The organism is Bacillus cereus group sp. MG9 (assembly GCF_040459995.1).
Lineage (GTDB): Bacteria > Bacillota > Bacilli > Bacillales > Bacillaceae_G > Bacillus_A > Bacillus_A mycoides.
Genome location: NZ_JARVHC010000001.1, coordinates 1,089,534 through 1,108,317, shown reverse-complemented (window position 1 = coordinate 1,108,317; position 18,784 = coordinate 1,089,534). Strand labels below are relative to the sequence as shown.

The following is an 18,784-nucleotide window of genomic DNA, read 5'->3' as shown; positions in this document are numbered from 1 at the left end:
CTATCATATTGATAATGATTATCAATGTCAAATAAAATTAATAATACTATTTCCTACATAAGTACGCCTTCCGCTCATTTTTAAAAAGTAAATAATGCGCCGTGTGAACTTTTCTTTCCAAATAATCAATAGAATACGAGCTTGATGGATCAACTAAATCACCTATCGCCCCTGAAAGGTGATCAATTACCTTTTGCAATGTTTCTAAGTTCTTCTTTTCATTCTCCATATTCATTTCATCCATAATGTCACAAATAAGATATTGTACTTTCCGTAAGCGTAATTCCTTCTGCTCCACGTATATCTCCTCCTTATTAGCAATATTACGTTTTAAATATATGGGCTTATAGCTTAACCAATTCTAAAAAATAACGTGAAACTTTAATGAGTAGGAATTTTGTCCATCCAAACTAATCCAGCTTTTTTGGGACAAAAAGATATCCATCTCTATACATGTAGTCATAGTGATGGATATCTTTATTTTTATACTTGCAATGCCTTCTCTCTCAAAGCTCTTCGTAACAACTTACCAGTTGTATTCTTCGGCAATTCTGTTAAAAACTCAATGCTCTTTGGCACTTTATATTTCGCTAAATGCAGCGTGCAGTAATGCGTAAGCTCCTCTTCTGTTACGTTCGTTTGCTTCAGAACGACGTAAGCTCGCACTGCTTCTCCTAAGTTTTCATCCGGTACACCAATTACGACAACTTCAGCCACAGATTCGTGAGTATATAATACTTCTTCTACTTCACGAGGGTATACGTTATAACCACCAACTAGGACGATATCTTTTTTGCGATCGACGATATAGAAGTAACCTTCTTCATCCATTTTCGCTAAGTCACCTGTATATAGCCAGCCGTCTTTAAGTGTCGCAGCTGTATCTTCTGGCGCATTATAGTAACCCTTCATAACGTTAGGTCCGCGAACAATTAGCTCCCCAACTGCACCGACAGGTACTTCTTCCCCAAGTTCATTCACAATTTTATTTTCTACATGCCAAATATTTGTACCAATCGAACCTGGTTTACGAGGACGATCTAACGGATTAAAACAAGTAACTGGTGATGCTTCTGATAAGCCGTATCCTTCTGAAACAATCACATCAAAACGTTTTTCAAAGTTTTGCAGAAGGGCAACAGGCATTGACGCACCACCTGAAATACAGAGACGAAGCGTCTTTACATCTTCTGCGCTTGCTTCTTCAAATAAATATAAGTAATTGTACATCGTCGGCACACCTGCAAAAATCGTTGGTTCATACGTACGACAAATACGGAATACTTCTTTCGGACTAAACCTCGGTACCATTAAAATCGTTGCCCCGTTCACAATCGGCGCATTTACTGCAACCGTTAAACAGAACACATGGAACATCGGCAGTGCCGCAACGACGCGATCATCCGCAGTATATTGTAAATATGACGCAACATCGCTTGCGTTACTATATAGGTTTTTATGTGTTAACATAGCGCCTTTTGGCTTTCCAGTTGTACCTGAAGTGTATAAAATAACAGCTACATCTTCTTCATCTAGTTCAGGACCTTCGTAAGTTATATCTCCAGTTCCTATAAAACTAGTAAACGTTTTCATTTTTTCCGTTTCTGTATGAGTAAAATCTGATGAGGTTTCGCATATGATGATATTTTCAAGTGAAGGAAGTCTTGTTGTAAGAGATTGTATAACAGGTAGAAGGACGTCGAGTACAATGATTGTTTTTACATCTCCATTTTGTAATATGTAATGTATTTCGTCTGCTGTATAAATTGGATTAATCGGAATGACAGTTGCTCCGGCTTTCATCGTTCCGTATAAACCTACTAAAAAATGTGGTGAATTGCCTACAGCTAATGCGACATTGTCCCCTTTTCCAACGCCCATTTTTGCTAAATTACTAGAAAACCTAGTGACCACTTTGTTTAATTGGTCATAAGAGACCGACTGATCCATAAATATGTACGCCGGTTTATCCCCCTTCTTTTTTGCCGTTTCAGCCAAAGATTGAACGAGATTCACACAAACCCCACCTTTATAAAATTTAGAATATTTAAAAATTCTAAATTAATTATATTAAAAGAAAATTAAAGTAGCAAGTGATATTCCATTAACTGCATATACAACGATCACCTCCTGTTGACTCTCTTTGGAAGGATACGGAAATTTCATTCGTTAGCAAATGATGAACCAAAGGCTAAAATCATTTCAAGATAATATGCACTCATCTTTTCACTAAGTTTTTCTAGTTCCTCTTTATTCAAGCTCGTATGCTCCCCATACAAGTTGATTGCATCCGCTCCGTTTTCATGAAAAAACAATGTTACATATAATGTCAGTAACCCGGTATTGGCCTCATCTATTGACAAAACAAGATCTGGCGTTTTATTCATCGTACTAAAAGCTTCATTTCTTTTCCATTTCTTATTTTGAAACATAGTTTGTATATCATCTATCTTTCGTTTGTTATCCGTATGCGTAAAATATATGACATTATCCCTCCCTGGCTTTCCAATAGATAAAAGTGTGCGACTTGAGGACGTTTCATCGTTACAGGCTGTCATTCCGATGACGAAGCTGAGCAGTAATACAACGTACATTATCCTTTTCATTTCAATTCGCCTCCTTTTGAATATATATATTCCTTTATGAGGGGCAAATGTCCTGTGATTTTATGGTGAATGAAATTATATAAGCGATTTTTAAAATATATCGACTTACCGATAAAACGTGACAATCTACGCAAAAAAGAGGCTGCCCGTTACGGCAGCCTCCCTTATTTTTAGAAGAATAAATGCAAGAAATCTTCTGTTGTAATATTACCGAAATAGCGTACGATATCTACGCCTTCTAAAGCTACAGTGAATGCATCTTTATCAAATTGTACACCTGTTAGACGCTCTTCAATGTCATGCACATCTAGTGAGCCGAAGAAGTCACCGTAAATTTTACATTCTGTTACTGTCCCTTTTTTCACTTCAAGACGAACGTCAACTTGTCCAACTGGGAAGCGGTGTGAATGTTGTAAGTTGAACTTCGGAGATTTTCCGTAGTTCCAATCCCAATTTTGGTAGCGCTCTTCAGAAAGTTTATGGATTTCTTTCCAATCATTTTCTGTTAATTCATACGTTGGAATTTCTGTTTCTCCTTCGAAAATTGTTTCTAGAAGAAGTTGTCTAAACTCTTCTGTCGTCATTTTTTCGTTTAAGAACTCTGTAATATTCGCAACGCGGCTACGGATTGATTTAATGCCTTTTGATTGAATCTTATCCATTTTCACTTTAAGTGCCGATACAACGTGATCGATTTCAGAGTCAAATAGTAACGTACCGTGACTGAACATACGACCTTTCGTTGAGAACTGCGCGTTACCTGAAATTTTTCTACCTTCAGCTAAAATATCGTTACGACCACTTAGTTCTGCATTTACGCCTAATTTACCAAGCGCTTTCGTTACAGGCTCTGTGAACTTTTTGAAGTTGCTGAAACTATCTCCATCATCTTTCGTAATAAAGCTGAAGTTTAAGTTTCCTAAATCATGATATACTGCGCCTCCGCCTGATAGACGACGAACGACATGAATACCTTGTTCTTTTACGTAATCTGCATTAATTTCTTCTACTGTGTTTTGGTTTTTACCAATGATAATCGAAGGTTTGTTAATGTAGAACAGTAAATATGTTTCGTTAATATCTAAATTCTTCACACAATATTCTTCAATTGCTAAGTTTATTCTAGGATCTGTAGTCCCTTTATTATCAATAAATAACATCGTATCACCTCATGAATTCCATACGTAGCCACTATGCGCTAGCGTAATATGGCCACTGAAAATTTGTTTTGCTTCTGTTACTAAATCAGATGGGTTTCCTGTATGCGGTAAGTGCGTTAATAAAAGTTCTTTTACATTTGCATCTTTCGCAATACTTGCTACTTCTGTACTATTCATATGCCCTGCTTTTGCAGCCTCTTGATGTGCATACATATTACATTCACAAATGAAAAGATCAGCATCTTTTGTGAACGGAATAAATTCAGGAATATAACTTGAATCTGCACTGTATACAACAACATCATCGCCAGCTATAATACGCATCGCAAAGCATGTAACAGGATGAACAGTTTTTAAGAATGAAATGGAGAACGGTCCAATTTGAAGTGTTTCTTCTGGATTGTACGCGATTCCTTTCGTATGCGGTTCATGCGTTAAAGAATGGAATCCATTCTCATCAAACGAATGACCGTATATTGGTAACTCCGGTAGTTGTCCTTTTGTCACACTCGTAATTAATCTTGCATATTGCAGCACCCCAATGTCTGCAACATGATCATGATGATAGTGTGACAGTACAACTGCATCTATATGAGATGGTGTTATATATTTTTGAAGCTGTGCTAGTACACCACTGCCACAGTCTACAAGTAAACGAAAACCATCGTGTTCAAACAAATACCCCGACGTTGCTTCTCCCGCTTCTGGAAAGCCGCCCCAAAAGCCGACAACAGTCATCTTCATATGTATCCATCCTTTCTAAAACCGCGTAGGAATGCCGTTTTTTTCCGTACTTGAGAAAGTTTTTTACTTACATCCTACATTGTTAACTATAATCCATTTCCTAAACTTTTTCATTAATTTTCACTTTTGTTATAAAACAGTTGTTGACTTTTATTATTTGTACTAATACAATGATAGTAAGAAATGGAAATGGAGGGATTGACATGATCGATCAACCAATGGAGTTTTTCCGAAATTTACCGACGAAAACTTGTGCTCATTGCGGGAAGGAAATTGATGAGCAGCACGAAGCATACCATAACAAATGTGACGATTGCGTTCACGAAGAATAGTAGTTTGTAAACATAAAAAAACCTAGCAGACATAGTCTACTAGGCTAATAACATCGTATCCTTCATCGTTGAACCTTTCACCAAGAGCTCCAGTTCAAACTCATACAATTCTTTTTGTCGATAATTTTTCGTATGGATTTTATCCATCATTAAGTCGACAACTTTTCGGGCCATCTCGTCGATTGGTTGTTCAATTGTCGTAATACCTGGCTCTGTAATCTGCGCCAAAATTTGATTATCAAAACCGATCACAGCGAGATCTTCTGGAATACTCCAACCATGGCGTTTCGCCTCTGAGATAATTCCAGCTGCAACCTCGTCGCCTCCTGCCAAAATCGCGGTAGGATTTTTTTTGTCCTTTAATACTTCATTAAATATTCGTTTTCCATCATCCCAAGAGAAAGCGTTTTCAAGAAAATCGATCGCTTCCACTTCTCTACTCTTTTCAGTAATAGCGCGTAAAAAGCCCATTTTTCGCTGTTGGCTCACTACTTTCGTTTCGTTGCCACGGCAAAAAATCAGATTACGATATCCTTGTTCTAATACATGATTGGCAGCTATGTATGCACCCTGTGCATGATCGAACTTCACTGTTGGAACATTTGCTTCCTCAATATATTCATTACATAACACGATTGGACCGTGTTGCAAGTATGGCTCCACATTCTCCCATGGATTTTCTAGTGAACATAGAATAATCCCATCTACTTGTTTCGTAGATAATAATTGTAAATACTCCATCTCTTTTTCCGGTAAATATCTTGTTTGACAAATAATCAGTTTATATTTATGTTCAGAAGCAGCAATCTCGATTGCTTCAATAAATCTACTAAAAAAAGGATTTGTAATCCTTGGAACAAGCACCGCAATTGTTTCTGTTTTTTGTTTACGAAGCCTTCTCGCCGCAGAATTAGGAACGAAGCCTAAATGCTTCATTGCTAATTGAACCCTTTTCTTCTTCTCATCTGAAACATATGGATGATTATTGATCACCCTAGAAACCGTTGTCCTTGATAACCCCGCTAATTTCGCCACGTCCTCGATAGTCGACACGAAATTTCCCCCTTTGCATGAAAACGTTTTCTTATCCTGATTATATAGTATATTATTGGAAACTGCAATATAGGTTCTTATGATTTTACTATATTAATATTATACATAGGGAAAAGTCTGTTAATGGCAGGGAATTACACACTACTTTTAGAATTTCACAATATGCATATGAAAAAAGATTTACATACCATAACGTATATACACCTTCTTAATTAATAAGAATTCTATTCAATATAAAAACCCATCAATACGTCGTCTCCATATGATCCATCTTCATATTTAATTTGCTTTCTTTGCCTTCCTTCTTCTACAAAGCCAGTTCGTTTATACACTTTAATTGCCCTATCATTAATAGAAACTACACCTAAGCAAATTTTCTCTAAACCTTTCTGCCCTTTAGCCCAGCTAATAAGAAATTCAATTAGCTTCGTACCAATGCCCTGATTACAATACGCCTCCCTAATCCCCATTCCCATTGTGCCTGCATGTCGTAACCGTTCTAGTTCATATCGTTTAAAAACCAGAAAGCCAACCACCTTACTATCTACCTCGTAAACTATATAAAGGTTGCCTTTTTCACTACTTGTCTGTATCTTTTCTCTTTCTGAATCAATATCATTTGGTAATTTATTTGGAGATGATATAAAAAACTTTGTAGTAGTTTCTGATAATATAATTTCTTTTCTAATATCCATAATTGATTCCGCATCAACCTCTTTTGCTAATCGTATCACCGAATCACCTCGTACCTTTTTCTTTTAAAAATAATATTGGAACTATCAAACTAAGAATCTCTAAAACGCTCAATATGCAACATTACATATTGAGAATCTTTTCACTTTTGATACAATATCCTTACATCTATATAAAAGGAATGTATGCAATGAATCCAATTTTAACAGCTGCAAAACAACTACTACATAAAGAAGAAAAGATTTTATCTACTTTAAAATGTTCACTTACTGACTATGTAAATACGCATAAAGTCCCATATCCAGGCATGCTACTTGCTACTAATAGAAGAATTCTCTTTTTTAGCCAATATAAAAATACATTAATTTCCGAATTTGAGTATGAAAAAATTGTATCTATAGAAACGAAGAGAAGAATCTTTGATAAAAAAATAATATTTTATTATGAAGATGAATATATAACGGTGGGATACATTACAAGTTCAAATATTGAAGAATTCATAGACTTACTACAAAGAAAAATGCAAGACTAGCGCGGGCTACTAATCGGGCATTTACGGGCTGTTGATCTCCCACCTAGCTTCTTTGCTCCAGCCGCATTTTGAGGTGGGAGTTTTACTGCCCGGCAAATAGCGGGATAAAAGGTGGTTTGTCCATATTCAAACCACCTTTTTCATACAAGCTTATAATTATACTTCCCACCTATCCTTACGCTTTAGATATTTCCTGCATAAACCCAGCCATGCTCGCTAATAAACTAGTGAAAACGAAAAGTACAATAATAAGAGGGATAAGTTTGTCTTTATTTAAATTCGTTATCGTTTTTAAACCTATTCCTAATAAAACGTAATACCAAATATTAAATATATCTATTCTTTGAGCAATTGTATGCAAGATCATATTATCTGTCGCTATTGCACCTAAACCTGTATAAGATATCTCATACCCACTTAGAGAAAATGCAATTAATCCGTTTAAAATCATCCCTAATCTTAATACAAACGAAGCATAAATAATTACCGGGAACGTTTCTTTATAGTTAATATCAACTCCAAAGAAAATCATAATGTTCTTATAGAATATAGGTGCAAAAAGTATAGCTACGATTCCGCTGACTGCTGAAAATCCAAATGTAGTAAAGAAAGTTATGTATTTCGGAACAGTAAATCCCGTTTTATCATGAAACATACTGAGTGCAGGATTATTTAAAGTATTCCAAGACATTAAGGCACTTGAAATTATAATAAGCACAATTAAAAGAGCTAACGGGAAAAATATATTTCTTTGATTCTTCATCCTTTTGAATTGTAGTGTTGGCGAAGTGAATATCCCAAAAATCGATGGTTTTCCAGAAATCTCTTCATGCATAAGACTACTAGCTTGCAAGAAAATCCCCCTTCCTCATTACATTTATAACTCTTCCCATTTCCTCCATACTTCTCTCTCATTTATACGATACACATTATCCTCCCGATCCATAAATCCATGCACGATAAACTCTCGTCTAATCGTACAAAAATCATCATGATATTGTTTTATGAATGTATTAATTTCTTTTTCTGTATATTGATTTTCAGCGTTTAATTTGCTAATCAAATGTTCTAATAACACTAACTTTTTCTTCTTTTGACCTGGAATCGATTTTAAACGATTCTCTTTATCAAAAAAGTTACGAATGGTCGTATCCCTAAATTTCATTTCGCTTTCGGTCATTTTGTTGTCCTCCATCAGTTTTTATGTAATAAAACTTTATTGTTTGTCCTTACTATTTTTCTTCATTCTTTTACTTACAACATCCATAAAGTAATACCCACTAATTAGCACATAGTAAACTACAAGTATTCCTAGTGCATCTTTCATATTTGTATATTTTTCTTTATGAAAAAAGACAGGTGAAAGGGCGTAAACAAGAAAGATGATTAGCGGATTTACGATAAAATAATAAGTAAGATTTCCTTTCATCGTATCAACTCCTCTATTCTATGTTTCTCTGCAAATTGTTGTAATTCCTTTTCACTTTTACTCCTCTCATCCACACTTTTTTAATTTATTTATCACCCTTATATTTGTAACTTATTATTCAAATTAACAATTCCGTATGGTAAATTATGTTATAATCGATTTATACATACTTTGGAGGGTACATAGTGAAAAAAGCTATTATAGTATTAAGCATCCTATATCTTATTTTAACCGTACATACAGGAGCTGTTCTTTTAGGAAAAGAAGATTATAGAGGTGCTATCAATACATTAAAAGAAACGAAGGAAGTCTCTTCATTTCAATCTGCAAAAGACGGTGTGATTTTATTAAAAGGAACATTAACTACTACACAACCTATTACAGAGGAAAAACTTCAAAATAAAGAATTTGCACTTCTTGAAATTAATACATATAAACGACGAAAGGCAAATTGGAAAAACATTGATACCGAGCAGCATATTGCAAAGCAGCTCTTACTAAACAATGAGGCTCTTCCTGCATTAAAAGAAATCCGTTTTTCAATGGAGCCAATTACACTGTTAGGAAAAGATATTTCCACCGAAGATTACTCACTAAAAAAGGATGATACTCAATTAACAATTAAAGGTAAGGGATACCGATATACAGGAATAGAAAACAAATCAGATACTCTTATTTTTGGTATAAAAAAAGGAGATACACTTGAAGGGTATAGTGGCTCAGAAATTCTAATAGGAAAAACAAAAGAGGACATTGCCAGTAACATGAAACTATATACTTTTGCTGAAAGATATGGTCCATTTGTTTGGATTGTAGCTACAATTATTCTTATAAGTATTGTTATATACTTGTTCCGTAAAAATAGAAAAACAAATGAACTTTCTCAACCAATAAAACAAGACCAATAAAAAAGGCACCATTTCGGTGCCTTTTTTTATTGGTCTTATTTAAGCTTCAACCGATTGATTCTCAGCAATATTTTTAAACTGTCGCTTATGCATCCAAGTTAATGAAGCAATTGTTCCAAGTGATAATAAAACGATAAAGATCATGAGTATCCCAATATTTTGCCACATGAAGTTAAAGTCTCCGCTTGATACGACTGCTTTCAATCCTGATACAGAATATGTCATCGGTAACCAAGCATTAAATGGTTGTAAATACTTCGGAATCAACTCTAGCGGGAATGTTCCAGCACTTGTTGTAAGCTGAATAATTAATGTGATGATGGCGATGAAACGCCCTGCATCACCGAATGCTGTTACTAAACATTGAATTAATGAAATAAACGCTAAGCTCGTAACAATACTAAAGAGTATAAAGTATGGAATACTTTGTACTTCTACACCTAACCAGAACAGTAATATGACATCTGCTACTATTGCTTGAATAATACCGACTGATAGTAAAACACCAAACTTACTAATAAACCAGCTGAATCCTGATTTCGGAACGCCGACTGTATCGCGTAATGGGTATACGATAGATAATAGTAATGCCCCAACGAATAAACCGAGTGATAAGAAATACGGTGTGAATCCTGTTCCGTAGTTTGGAACTTCCGCCATTTTCTCCGTCTTCACTTTTACTGGGCTTGCAAACATATCATATGTTTTATCCGTTCCTTTTACTTCTCCTGTTTTTTCTGCACCTTCACCAAGTTTCTCAGCAAGTTCACCTGATCCATCATTTACCTTTATGAGTCCATCTGTCACTTTTCCGGATCCGTCTGTTAGCTTATTTACTCCGTCGATTAGCTGGGTTGAGCCAGTTGACAATGTACTTAATCCTGTTGTTACTTGGCCAGAGCCATTTGCTAATTGCGTTATTCCGCCTGACATTTGGCCCGCTCCTGCAGATAATGTACCTAAGCCGCCTGTTACTTGGTTTGACCCGTCTGCTAATTGATTTACTCCTACAGATAATGTACCTAAACCGCCTGTTACTTGGTTTGAGCCATCTGCTAATTGATTTACTCCTACAGATAATTGACCTAATCCTGCTGTCAATTTTCCAGATCCGCTTTGTAATTGCGTTACTCCATCAATTAATTGAACTGATCCATCTTTTAATTTATCGGCACCTATTTTTGCATTATCTAATCCCTCACCAAATCCATGAAATTTACTAACAAATTCATTTTGTGCATTCGTTAGTTTCTCAATACCACCTGCTAACGTTTTCACTCCTTCTGAATTTGGTAATTTGTTTTGCAGTCCATTTGTTGTTTGATGTATTTCGCCTTTTAATTGTTTTACTTCTTCATTTAATTTATTCGTTCCACCTGCTACTCCGACAGCTTTTTGCTGAACTGTCGCTGTACTTTTTACAGCACTTGTTATGAATGGTTGTAATTGCTCTTGATATTCTTTCGGTAAACTTTCAATTTGCTTTTGTAAATTCGTTACCTCTTGCGCTGCATTTTTTGCATCTCCTGCTGTTGATTGCGTAAGTTCATTTAACCGATTTACATTCGCCCCAGCTCCATCTATTTTCTCATCTACTGTATTCAATATAGAAGGAACTTTCGACTGCATTTCCTCTAAGCCTGCAGCAGAATTTTGTACGTTACTATTTAAATCTTGCAATCCCTTTTGAATCGCTTGAGAACCTTTCTCTAATTGACTTTGCCCTTCAACAAGTTTCCCCATACCATTTGATAGGTCAGTTGTTCCTGTTTGTAATTCACCGGATTTACTTACTAGTTTGTTCAAGCCACCGGTCACTTTCTCAGATCCATCACGCAATTCACCCGTTTTACTATTTAACGTATTTAAACCGTTCGTTACTTTTCCGGAGCCGTCTACTAATTTCCCAATACCCGCATTGCTATTTAGTACATGTAAACCATCTGTTACTTTTCCGGATCCATCTACTAATTTTCCGATACCTATTTGCATCTCACCTGTTTTACTATTTAACGTATTTAAACCTGCTGTTACTTTCCCAGATCCATCAAATAGTTTCCCTACACCTGTCTGTATCTCCCCAGACTTCCCTTGAAGTGTATGGAGTCCATCCGTCACTTTACTTGAACCATCATGCAACTCACTTGATCCATCGTGTAGTTTATTTGCTCCTTCCGCTCCATCTGCTAATCCTTTTGAGACGTCTTTAATGGAATCAAACATTTTCTCTGCATATGTTTTCGTTAACGTGCTTGATACTTCACCTTTAATTTTTTCAATTGCTGTTCCGCCAATTTGTGAAGATAAGAAGTTTAAACTTTCATTTGGAATGTATTCTAAGTTTAATGGTTTCGGATCGTCTTTTAATAACGTTGTAGCGTTACTTGAGAAGTCATCTGGAATACGTACTAACATGTAATACTTTCTGCCTTCCATTCCTTTTTTCGCTTCTTTTTCACTTACAAATTCCCATTTGAAACTTGTATTATCTTTTAAGTTATCAACGAGCCGATACGATAAACTTAACTAAATCTATACAATTCAATCAAATTTACACAAGTTAGTGCTTCAAAGTGTTCTCGCAACCCCAAAGGGACGAGGGGTATAACACTCCACACGAGGCAGTATCGTTACCTCCTATTATCAAGCATTTATTTTACCCATCTTGATAAATTTATCGCAGCATTTACATCCCTATCGTGATGGCTATTGCATGAAGCACAACGCCACTCACGTATTTTTAAACTCCACTGTCCTTCTAGTTGAACTAAATGGTCGTATTTAACTCCGCAACATGAACAAATCTTGCTTGAGGCGAACCATTTATCAGCTTTTACATACTCGATGCCATATTTCTCACACTTGTATGACAAACATTGAAAGAAGAAGTTTAATTTTTGAAATGAAAATGCTTTCGATAGTTTTTTGTTTTTTAACAGGTTTGAGATAGGTAAGTCTTCCACAACAATTTTCATTGGTTTGGTTTTCACCAATTTTGCTGTTGCTTGATGGATATGGTTATTTCGGATATTCGTAATTTTCCTAGATAACCGCAGGTGCTCCGCTTTAGCTTTTTCATATCCGGCAGATTGAATTTTTACACCTTTTTTAAATCTCCTAGACATATCTCTTTGCGCTGACTTTTTCCTTTTCAAAAGTTTTTTAACCTTAGCATCTTTATTTATATTTCGTTCTTTCATACCATTAGAAGCCACAAACAGCTCTTTTAAACCAACATCCACACCAATCGACTCATTGGTTAGCTCTTGTAATTCAAAGTCTTCTTGGAACCCTACACTAATCCACCAGTGACGACCATCAAATGTAACTCTTGGATTGGATGGCTTTTTGTTTCTTGGTAGTTGTTGGCTTGTTTTCACTTCTCCAATAGACTGAATATGAACTACTTTCTTTCCTATAATCAGTCTTTCATAATTGGCATAAAATCCTTGGATTAAATCTTTTTTGGATTTATAAGAAGTGTGATAACCATTTTGGTACTTTTCGAACGAATTTTTTCGCGCCTTGTCAAAATCTTTTGAAGCCTGTTTGGGAACTTGTGCGTTGATATTTTTTAACCACTCATATTGCTTTCGCTTCTTGATCTTTGTAAATCGTTTCTGTAAAGCTAACTGTGAAACAGATTTTCCAAATAGCTTATAGTATCTATCACTCATTCTTTTACAATAGTTATAAGCAAATCTTGCAGCTCCAGCATGGTTTCTAAGCACTTTTTCTTGTTCAGGCGTTGGAATCAGTCTGACTTTCTTCGCTAATATCATCAGAATTTAACTTCTTTAATGAAAGATTTGTTCTTCTGAATAGTAGCGTGTTCCACCAGCATTCTCCTGAGACTACCAGGATACAAACCTGTTAATTCCGATACTTGACTAACTCGTGAAAATTTCATTATTATTCTCACCTCATTGAACCAAACATAGCACGTACGTTCGATAAATTCAATAAAGTTTGATAGATTCAATAAAATTTATCTTGTTCAACTAAGGGCGCAATTCCTTAGCCAGTTCTCTTATGAACTTCTCATGTTTTCACATGAGCGCAGACTATATGTTTATCTACTTAGAGATAGAGGATTTTTCCACCACCATAGGCTTGTGATGTACTCTCGTCAGTTATACGAGATAGTCGTTGAACGTTCATCTTATCCATTTTGACTTAGATGATTCGAGGCGGAAGACCCATTGTTCTAGTGTTTAGGATTTAACCTTGCACCATCTGATTGATTTTTTCTGCTTTCGCGACATTCACGCTCGCCATTTCTAGCCACGTTGTAGTTCAATCAGCTTTAGGGATTGCCCGCAGTTAACCCTCACTACTAGCCAATCACTTGACTAGCAGGGCTTACTGATATATTTAATTAACTTTAGTTTTAATTGGTTAAATAAATCGTAACAGTTAATTACCCTTTTCCGACCTCAATTGGTTTCCCATCAAATACTGCACCTTTATCTAAATTGACTACCGCCACTGGCAAGTCATCTAGCTGTTCATACGGATCCCAAAAGGCCCATAAAAACATACCCGCATATAAAATCGGTACGAATAAAACCGCGATAATTGGAATTAATATTTTTTTACTTTTTATAATCTCTGCAAATTCTTTACTAAGCAACTTATGCCATTTCATAATTTATCCCCCTTTTCAAAAATGACCAAAATGTATTTTTAGTCATTTTTACCCAAATAAAAAGGCTATATCTGTTCATACATATGCCTTATCCCCGAATTTATACTATGCACATTTTCATCTACATGATTATATTTAACCATCCTCCTTATACGATTGACCGATTTGTTCAATTAGTCATTTTTTATAATATTAAAAGGATTATCTTAATTTGACAATCCTTTTAGTAAATAAAGTTCGAATAATTCCGATATTTTTTCTTTTTCTAACGGTTCATGATTTTTTTCCCAATCAAAAATAAGTGATACGTATAGGCGAAGCATAATAAATGCTGTAATTTCTGGATCACATTTGCTAATTTCACCTTTTTCAATCGCAATCTTTAAATACGATTGAATGACAGAAACGATTTCCACATCTACTTGTTGCATCACTTCTTGTACTTCTTTCGTTCCCATATCACGCTCTTCTTGAATTAACTTAATCATGAGCTGATGTTCTTTTCTGAATTCTAATATGCTATATAATGCTCTATGTACATTTTCAAAAAATGAAATATCTGAACGAATTGCATTTTCTGCAACTTGCTTCATTTCTGTAATTAAATTAGAAATAATTTCACCAAATAGCTCTTCTTTATTTTTGAAAAAAGTATAAATCGTTCCTTTTCCTACATTCGCTAACTTCGCTACTTGATCCATCGTTGTTGCTTTATAACCGAACGCTGAAAAAGACTTTGTTGCAGCTTCAATAATAGAACGTTTTCGATCTATCGCCACATCGTCACCTCCAAAAATGACCAATTGGATAATATAGTCAATCAGTACATCTTTGATATTACCACACGCTTACATTCTATACAAGTTCTCTTTTTTATTATTTCCAGTATTAAAAAATTCCAGTCAAGTTATACCATACTGTCCATAGTGTATCAAAAAGTATACTTGTATGGAAAGCAAGAATATATTCATAATAATTGCTGGCTAGATCACACTAGAAATCTAATTAAATAGACAGTGTTCTTAAAACCAAAAGTTTAAGAACACTGTCTTTTATTTTGACATAGAAAGTAATATTTTCTCCATCTCTTTCTTAGTTAGCTCATCATCGATTATCTCTTCGTATATCTTTGTATCTCTTGTAAAAATATCATTCACTATGACAATTTGATACTCACTATTCTTACCTTGTGCTGGTACAAACATTTTGAGGCCTCTTAACTTACCCTCTCCATGAGAAGATTTATTATATACCATTCCTTTCCCATCTAAACTATAACTTTCTAGATTCTCTTCTCCAGGCATCATGTAGTGTAGTGGATCCTTATTACCACCTACATACATTCTTGACTGATAAATTGTAAAACCATATTTCCCTTTTGTATATTCTGATTTAATAACTAATTCTACATCTCTTCCAAAATATGAATCAGCCCATTCTCTTTTTAACTCATAACCTTCAGTCATATAAGTCGGCTGCTTAATTTGAAATGGTACATGATCTTTCGCTTCTTCTATAGTATATGTTAAAGACTTCTCCAGCTTATCTCCAAGCGATTTTAATGTCTTCTCAATAGTAGCTAGTCTTTCTTGATCAGCTTTCTTCAAGCGTTCAGGTTTATATTCCTTTGTATCTCCATCATAATTCTCAGGCACATTTTTCTTAACCATTGCTTTTTTATGAATTTCTTGCGCTTCCTTAAATAATTGAACATACTGCTCAAATTCTTCTTTTGTAAAATTCTTTTCTGCCAAATACAAAAAATCTGTATTCCTTTTATATGACTTTATTGACATCCCCCATTCTCTACTTGCATTCTCCGGTGTACCTAATACTGTTTCTATCGCTTTTTCAAAAGCCGCTTTAGATTGCTTTTTTTCTACAACTTTTTCTTTCTGTCTTTCATCCCCCTCAGTTATCCTTGCATTTAATAAGAATCCGCCTGCTATAGCTGCTATAGCAATGATTCCAAGTAAAGAAAGACGATAAGATTTCTTTTGGAACTTTTTAATCATAACGATTCTCCTTTTCAGTGTTCGTTTATTTCTACTTAAATTTGCTAGGCTTGGTGCTTGATAGGAATAATGTTCTAAAAGAGTAATAATTGTATGACCGTATGCAATTTGCTCCTCTTTATCTATAAAAGTAAGCGCATATGCATCACAGGCTAATTCTTGATCTTCTCGCATACAGAAATAGGCGTACCAAAGAATCGGATTGAACCAATTTAATAGGAGCAAACTGTACATAATCCAATTTACAGCTACGTCGTTTCTCTTAATATGAGCTAACTCATGGTAAAAGACATATTGTAATTGTTGCTCATTTAATACTTTCATATGTTTTTTTGATAGTAATACTTTCGGCCGAAAGAAACTGAAAACAGTTGGGCTCGCAATCTTTCCTGCTAGACGTAATGAAACTGCCTTCTTCATTTTCATAGACTGCTTACAGCGATTAAACACTGTAACGACCTGTTCATCCGTAATATCCGCTTGTTTCTTTATGTAAGAATATAAACGTCTATTTGTAATAAACGTTATGACTGCTAATACGATTACCCCAGCTAGCCAAACATATAGAGCAAGTTTGTATAAAGAAAATGTAGTCTGTTGTTCCGCACTCGCGTTTACTTCAGGTTCACCATTTTTTGTCACAGTTTCAGAATTTGATTCCAATTCCACTGTATGATTGGTTTCTATGTTCACTATACTCTCAGTAGACGGCATATTTTTTGGAATAACTTCCGATACACTAGAACTATAGGAAAGTAATGAATAAATACTATAAGAGCTATCTGGTGACCATGGTAAAAGAAGTCTTATCATTAATACGATCCACAGCATATATTGCCATCTCGGCGTTAACTTATTTCTAAATAGAACTTTTATACATAAGATAAATCCAACTAATATACTAGCCATAAGTGACGTTTCTATAAGCCAATCAAAGATTCGAGGAAGGTATATATTTATAAACATATCTATCATTTTTATCTATCCTTCCTCTTATTCTCCTCTGTCTTCTCGTCTAAAATACGTTTCAGTTCATTAATATCTTCTGAAGACAATTTTTCTTCTTTCAAGAAATTTACAAGTAACGGTTTAAATGCAGCACCGCAAAAACGCTGTAGCAAAGATTTCGTTTCTACTTGTAAATAATTATCTTGTGATACTAGCGGAAAATAAGCATACATGCGCCCTTTATCTTGATGGTAAGAAACGGCTTCCTTTTGTACTAACCGGTTAATTAATGTACGGATGGTTTTCGGTTTCCAGTCCATTGTATCTTCCAGTTCTTCTATAATTTCATTCGCTGTTTGTGGAGAATTCGACCACAACACTTTCATAATTTCTAATTCTGCTTCAGATATTTTAGGTAATTTATTTGTCATATTGTTTTCCACCCCTCGTATTACATTTGTAATCTACTTTTAAGATTACAAATGTAATACTTAATTGTCAACCATATTTTAGAAAAAACAACTTTTGTAAGTCTTGTATTGAAACCTTACCTGACAACACTTAAATTTCTCTTTTTCTAATAAACAAATAAAAAAACAAGAAAATCCTTACATTTAATAGTAATATAGAAAGTAGACAGATTTATAAAAATAGTGGAGGCTTTTTCAGTCATGATGCGTGCGCTTCGTTTAAATATAAGGCAAGCTTTTTGTAATCGTGTTTCTTTAATTATTATGTTTAGTGGATTAGCTCTTATTTCTATTTATCATTATTATTATGTAATTCGTTATTTAGGAGACGCAACGAATGGGGCTATAGCAACTGCATTTAAATGGATCGGGTTTCGTAATAATGAAATGGATATTTATTTATTATTAATGCCTGTTATTGCAAGTTTACCATTTAGTACGAGTTATAATTCCGATAAATCCGATGGTTTCAAAACTTTTATAAGTAAGGAAATTTCCCTATTCTCGTATTCCTTTACAAAGTATATCGTTACATTTTTCTGCGGTGGATTTCTTTATACTTTACCGTTCATTCTTTCTTTATTACTTTGCAAATTAACAATTCCAAATGGAGATCCAACCGTCGGTACTAGCATGATAAATGGCAACGGAATGTTCGCAGAGTTATATTTCTCTTCTCCCATCACTTATATTTATCTATATATTGGGATTAATTTTTTATTCGCTGGTTTAATGGCCCTCTTAGGTTTAGCAGCGTCCACATGGTCACAAAAGGATTACATGGCACTTCTATTCCCATTGGCAGTTACTTCCATTCCCTTCGTCCTGCTAAATACAATATTCCCTACAATAGGCGGAGCACCTATTCACTTATATGACCCAAAACAACCATTACACGGGATGTCACCATACATTTTACAATGTACATTTTTCTTCCTTGTCAGCTTATTTATGTACATAAAAGGATTACAACGGGACAAAAAAAGATATATGAGAAGACTTCAAAAACGAGATCGATGTAGAAAGGCTTTTCAGCCATTATAAAGTGAAACTTTAATCAGTGGGGGTTTTATCCATCCCCCACTGATTATTAGCCTTCACCAATCGGGCTTTTACGGGCAGTTATCTCCCGCCTAACTTCTTTGCTCCAACTGAATTTTGAGGTGGGAGTTTTACTGCCCGGCGAATAGCGGGATAAAAACCTAATTTCCTCACGTTATCTTGGAAATTAGGTTTTTTTTATTCA

At 34.9% G+C, this 18,784-nt stretch carries 18 protein-coding genes and 2 pseudogenes; 4 read left to right on the top strand and 16 right to left on the bottom strand.

Features of this window, described 5'->3' with window-relative positions:
- Positions 1-46 precede the first annotated feature (46 nt).
- The 5 genes from QCI77_RS05615 to QCI77_RS05595 form a co-directional block, all read right to left on the bottom strand.
- Complete coding sequence (locus QCI77_RS05615; protein ID WP_002140768.1) at positions 47-298, bottom strand: hypothetical protein; 252 nt, start codon at positions 296-298, stop codon at positions 47-49.
- 185 nt (positions 299-483) lie between these two features.
- Complete coding sequence (locus QCI77_RS05610; protein WP_061688990.1) at positions 484-2,016, bottom strand: fatty acid--CoA ligase family protein; 1,533 nt, start codon at positions 2,014-2,016, stop codon at positions 484-486.
- Positions 2,017-2,162: 146 nt separating this feature from the next.
- Entirely contained in the window at positions 2,163-2,606 is a 444-nt protein-coding gene (locus QCI77_RS05605; RefSeq protein ID WP_016101568.1) for a hypothetical protein, read from the bottom strand.
- Positions 2,607-2,776: 170 nt separating this feature from the next.
- Positions 2,777-3,766, bottom strand: a complete 990-nt coding sequence (gene lplA / locus QCI77_RS05600; protein ID WP_016101569.1) for a lipoate--protein ligase — start codon at positions 3,764-3,766, stop codon at positions 2,777-2,779.
- Between the two features lie 9 nt (positions 3,767-3,775).
- Positions 3,776-4,510 carry an MBL fold metallo-hydrolase gene (locus QCI77_RS05595; protein WP_002140760.1) on the bottom strand — a complete coding sequence of 245 codons (735 nt, stop codon included), beginning with the start codon at positions 4,508-4,510 and terminating at the stop codon, positions 3,776-3,778.
- 203 nt (positions 4,511-4,713) lie between these two features.
- Here QCI77_RS05595 and yhfH point away from each other — a divergent pair, with 203 nt between their 5' ends.
- Positions 4,714-4,842, top strand: a complete 129-nt coding sequence (gene yhfH, locus QCI77_RS05590) for a protein YhfH (RefSeq protein ID WP_000567010.1) — start codon at positions 4,714-4,716, stop codon at positions 4,840-4,842.
- 39 nt (positions 4,843-4,881) lie between these two features.
- On the opposite strand, the gene QCI77_RS05585 is transcribed toward yhfH, so the two are convergent.
- Both QCI77_RS05585 and QCI77_RS05580 read right to left on the bottom strand, forming a co-directional pair.
- Positions 4,882-5,895, bottom strand: coding sequence for a LacI family DNA-binding transcriptional regulator (locus QCI77_RS05585; protein WP_002087115.1), 1,014 nt, complete (start codon positions 5,893-5,895; stop codon positions 4,882-4,884).
- A 224-nt stretch (positions 5,896-6,119) separates the two neighbouring features.
- Entirely contained in the window at positions 6,120-6,629 is a 510-nt protein-coding gene (locus QCI77_RS05580; RefSeq protein WP_002140756.1) for a GNAT family N-acetyltransferase, read from the bottom strand.
- 140 nt (positions 6,630-6,769) lie between these two features.
- Here QCI77_RS05580 and QCI77_RS05575 point away from each other — a divergent pair, with 140 nt between their 5' ends.
- Positions 6,770-7,120, top strand: coding sequence for a PH domain-containing protein (locus tag QCI77_RS05575; RefSeq protein ID WP_445662075.1), 351 nt, complete (start codon positions 6,770-6,772; stop codon positions 7,118-7,120).
- Between the two features lie 175 nt (positions 7,121-7,295).
- Here the strand turns inward: QCI77_RS05575 and yknW are convergent, their stop codons facing one another.
- Genes yknW through QCI77_RS05560 form a run of 3 tightly spaced genes read right to left on the bottom strand, consistent with a single transcriptional unit; the run spans position 7,296 to position 8,549 of the window.
- A complete protein-coding gene (yknW, locus tag QCI77_RS05570; protein WP_215588809.1) occupies positions 7,296-7,973 on the bottom strand; it encodes a YknW family membrane protein in 678 nt (225 codons plus the stop codon).
- Between the two features lie 24 nt (positions 7,974-7,997).
- Positions 7,998-8,300: a DUF2087 domain-containing protein gene (locus QCI77_RS05565; protein ID WP_016101573.1), complete on the bottom strand. Its 303-nt coding sequence runs from the start codon at positions 8,298-8,300 to the stop codon at positions 7,998-8,000.
- A 36-nt stretch (positions 8,301-8,336) separates the two neighbouring features.
- Positions 8,337-8,549 carry a hypothetical protein gene (locus QCI77_RS05560; RefSeq protein ID WP_353824639.1) on the bottom strand — a complete coding sequence of 71 codons (213 nt, stop codon included), beginning with the start codon at positions 8,547-8,549 and terminating at the stop codon, positions 8,337-8,339.
- 185 nt (positions 8,550-8,734) lie between these two features.
- Between QCI77_RS05560 and QCI77_RS05555 the strand changes: the two genes are divergently transcribed.
- Positions 8,735-9,457: a hypothetical protein gene (locus QCI77_RS05555; protein WP_215588808.1), complete on the top strand. Its 723-nt coding sequence runs from the start codon at positions 8,735-8,737 to the stop codon at positions 9,455-9,457.
- Between the two features lie 39 nt (positions 9,458-9,496).
- On the opposite strand, the pseudogene QCI77_RS05550 reads toward QCI77_RS05555, so the two are convergent.
- The 6 genes and pseudogenes from QCI77_RS05550 to QCI77_RS05525 form a co-directional block, all read right to left on the bottom strand.
- A pseudogene (locus QCI77_RS05550) lies at positions 9,497-11,965 on the bottom strand (YhgE/Pip family protein); the annotation flags it as partial.
- Between the two features lie 143 nt (positions 11,966-12,108).
- Positions 12,109-13,239, bottom strand: coding sequence for an RNA-guided endonuclease InsQ/TnpB family protein (locus QCI77_RS05545; RefSeq protein ID WP_016101576.1), 1,131 nt, complete (start codon positions 13,237-13,239; stop codon positions 12,109-12,111).
- Between the two features lie 641 nt (positions 13,240-13,880).
- A pseudogene (locus tag QCI77_RS05540) lies at positions 13,881-14,105 on the bottom strand (YhgE/Pip domain-containing protein); the annotation flags it as partial.
- A 206-nt stretch (positions 14,106-14,311) separates the two neighbouring features.
- On the bottom strand, positions 14,312-14,884 hold the full coding sequence (locus QCI77_RS05535) for a TetR/AcrR family transcriptional regulator (RefSeq protein ID WP_061688996.1): 573 nt from the start codon (positions 14,882-14,884) through the stop codon (positions 14,312-14,314).
- 273 nt (positions 14,885-15,157) lie between these two features.
- The gene (locus tag QCI77_RS05530) at positions 15,158-17,095 is read right to left on the bottom strand and encodes a M56 family metallopeptidase (RefSeq protein WP_353824638.1); all 1,938 of its coding nucleotides are present in this window, start codon (positions 17,093-17,095) and stop codon (positions 15,158-15,160) included.
- A gap of 2 nt (positions 17,096-17,097) precedes the next feature.
- Positions 17,098-17,499 carry a BlaI/MecI/CopY family transcriptional regulator gene (locus tag QCI77_RS05525; RefSeq protein ID WP_002011165.1) on the bottom strand — a complete coding sequence of 134 codons (402 nt, stop codon included), beginning with the start codon at positions 17,497-17,499 and terminating at the stop codon, positions 17,098-17,100.
- A gap of 240 nt (positions 17,500-17,739) precedes the next feature.
- Here QCI77_RS05525 and QCI77_RS05520 point away from each other — a divergent pair, with 240 nt between their 5' ends.
- Positions 17,740-18,582, top strand: coding sequence for an ABC transporter permease (locus tag QCI77_RS05520; protein ID WP_016101578.1), 843 nt, complete (start codon positions 17,740-17,742; stop codon positions 18,580-18,582).
- The last annotated feature ends 202 nt before the right edge of the window (positions 18,583-18,784 follow it).